Annotated in this window: 3 protein-coding genes; all 3 read right to left on the bottom strand. The window is 68.2% G+C overall.

Annotated features, from left to right (window positions below; translation table 11 throughout):
* A partial coding sequence (locus Q7T06_RS12495) for an acyltransferase family protein (RefSeq protein ID WP_304785132.1) occupies window positions 1-597 on the bottom strand: 597 nt, incomplete at its 3' end.
* A 67-nt stretch (window positions 598-664) separates the two neighbouring features.
* Window positions 665-1,426, bottom strand: coding sequence for an ethanolamine ammonia-lyase subunit EutC (gene eutC, locus Q7T06_RS12490; protein ID WP_304785131.1), 762 nt, complete (start codon window positions 1,424-1,426; stop codon window positions 665-667).
* Window positions 1,423-1,761: ethanolamine ammonia-lyase subunit EutB (eutB, locus tag Q7T06_RS12485; RefSeq protein ID WP_304785130.1), on the bottom strand; the 339-nt coding region annotated here is incomplete at its 5' end. The genes eutC and eutB, both read right to left, overlap by 4 nt.

The following is a 1,761-nucleotide window of genomic DNA, read 5'->3' as shown; positions in this document are numbered from 1 at the left end:
GGCGAGGGCCGCACCCCGGGCCAGCCCGCTGGCCTTGGTGAAGGGAAGCAGCAGCAGCGGGAACACGATGTAGTACCAGGTTTCGTTGGCCAGGCTCCAGAGCGCGAAATTGCCGCCGAAGCGGGGCACGGCCATGTCCTGAAGACCGAACAGGTTTCCGGCGAAGGCGGCGACAGACCAGGGATTGTCGCTGGCGAAGTCGAACCGGCGCGGATCGACCAGGTCCATCAGGATTGCCAGCAGCAGCGTGAGCACGAAGGCGGGCACCAGCACGATCCACAGGCGGGTGATGCGGTCGATCGCATAGGGCAGCATGATATCGGGCTGGCCGAGACGGTTGAGCAGGCTGCCGCCGACCAGCCAGCCACTGAGCAGGAAGAAGATCACGACGGCCTGGTGCGCGAACCCGGTGAAAAAGGCCAGCGCCTGGTACCACAGGGCCGGGTCGGGAACCGACTTGAGGCCGGGATACAGTTGCGCACGCAGGTGGGCGGCGACGACCTGGAGCGCGGCCAGCCCGCGCAGGGCGGAGATGACCAGCGAGTGGCAGGTGTTGCCGGAAAGATTGGTCGTGCTCAGAAAGTTGATGGATAGCATGGTTTGATCCCGGCAGTTCGGGTCTGGCCATGCTACGGCGGCGAGCCCTCACCGGGCTTGAGTCCGCTCAAGGTGCCAACAAGAAGGAGGTGCGCGGCGCTGCGCTTGCTTCGGCGGCCGTTTCATCCTTGAGCTGCACGCCGGACAGGCCGCGCCGGCGCGCTTCGCCGAGCAGGTAGTGCAGGCGGCAGGCGGCCTGCGCGTATCCCAGTCCTGCCGGGCGCACGTTCGAGATGCAGTTGCGCGCCGCATCGGCCAGGCCAGGCGCCGGTCCCCACGTCATGTACAAACCCATGCTGTCGGGCGAACTGAGGCCGGGACGCTCGCCGATCAGCACCACCACGGCGCGCGCGTTCAGCAGGGCGCCGATCTCGTCGCCGATGGCCACGCGCGCCTGGCGCGCCACCACCAGCGGCGCCCTTGTCCAGTGCTCCTGTGCCAGCTGTGCATCGAGCGCGTCGAGGAAGGGCAGCGCATTCTGGGCGATGGCCAGGGCGGACAAGCCGTCGGCGATGACGATGGCCAGGTCGCATGAGGGGGCTGCCGCGTTCGCCAGCAGCGCGCGCGAGGGTTCATCGAGGATGCGGCCCAGGTCGGGCCGCTGCAGGTAGCCGGCGCGGTCCAGACAGGCGCTGTGCGCCAGGATGAATTCGCGCCCGCTCAGCGCTGCTGGATCGAGCTCCATGTGCACGGCGTCGCGCGCCTGCGCATGCGCCAGCTGGAACGCAAGCTGCGCCGATGTCGGCAGGCTCACGCCCGCGCGGCCGAGGGCAATGCGGGCCTGGGTCAGCCGGCGCAGCGCGTGCCACGGGTTGGGAATGATGTTCATGCGCGCAGCAAGGCCTGTTGAAATTGCGGCGGCAGCGCCGGGGCCAGTTTGCCGTCGCTGAAAATGCCGGCAGCGTGCAGCCACTGCTCGAACTCCGGCGCGGCGCGCAGGCCCAGCACCTGGCGCACGTACAGCGCGTCGTGAAACGAGGTGCTCTGGTAGTTGAGCATGATGTCGTCCGAGCCCGGCACGCCCATCACGAAGTTCACGCCCGCCGCGCCGAGCATCGTCAGCAGCACGTCCATGTCGTCCTGGTCCGCTTCGGCGTGGTTGGTGTAGCAGACGTCGCAGCCCATGGGCAGGCCGAGCAGCTTGGCGCAGACATGGTCTTCAAG

Source organism: Herminiimonas sp., from assembly GCF_030645555.1.
Classification (GTDB): Bacteria; Pseudomonadota; Gammaproteobacteria; order Burkholderiales; family Burkholderiaceae_D; genus Oxalicibacterium.
The sequence above is the reverse complement of the archived record's forward strand: the minus strand, read 5'-3'. Positions and strand labels throughout refer to the sequence as shown.

Coding starts and splice junctions, on each gene's coding strand:
- eutC (WP_304785131.1), bottom strand. CDS start 1,426: ATGAACATCATTCCCAACCCGTGGCACGCGCTGCGCCGGCTGACCCAG.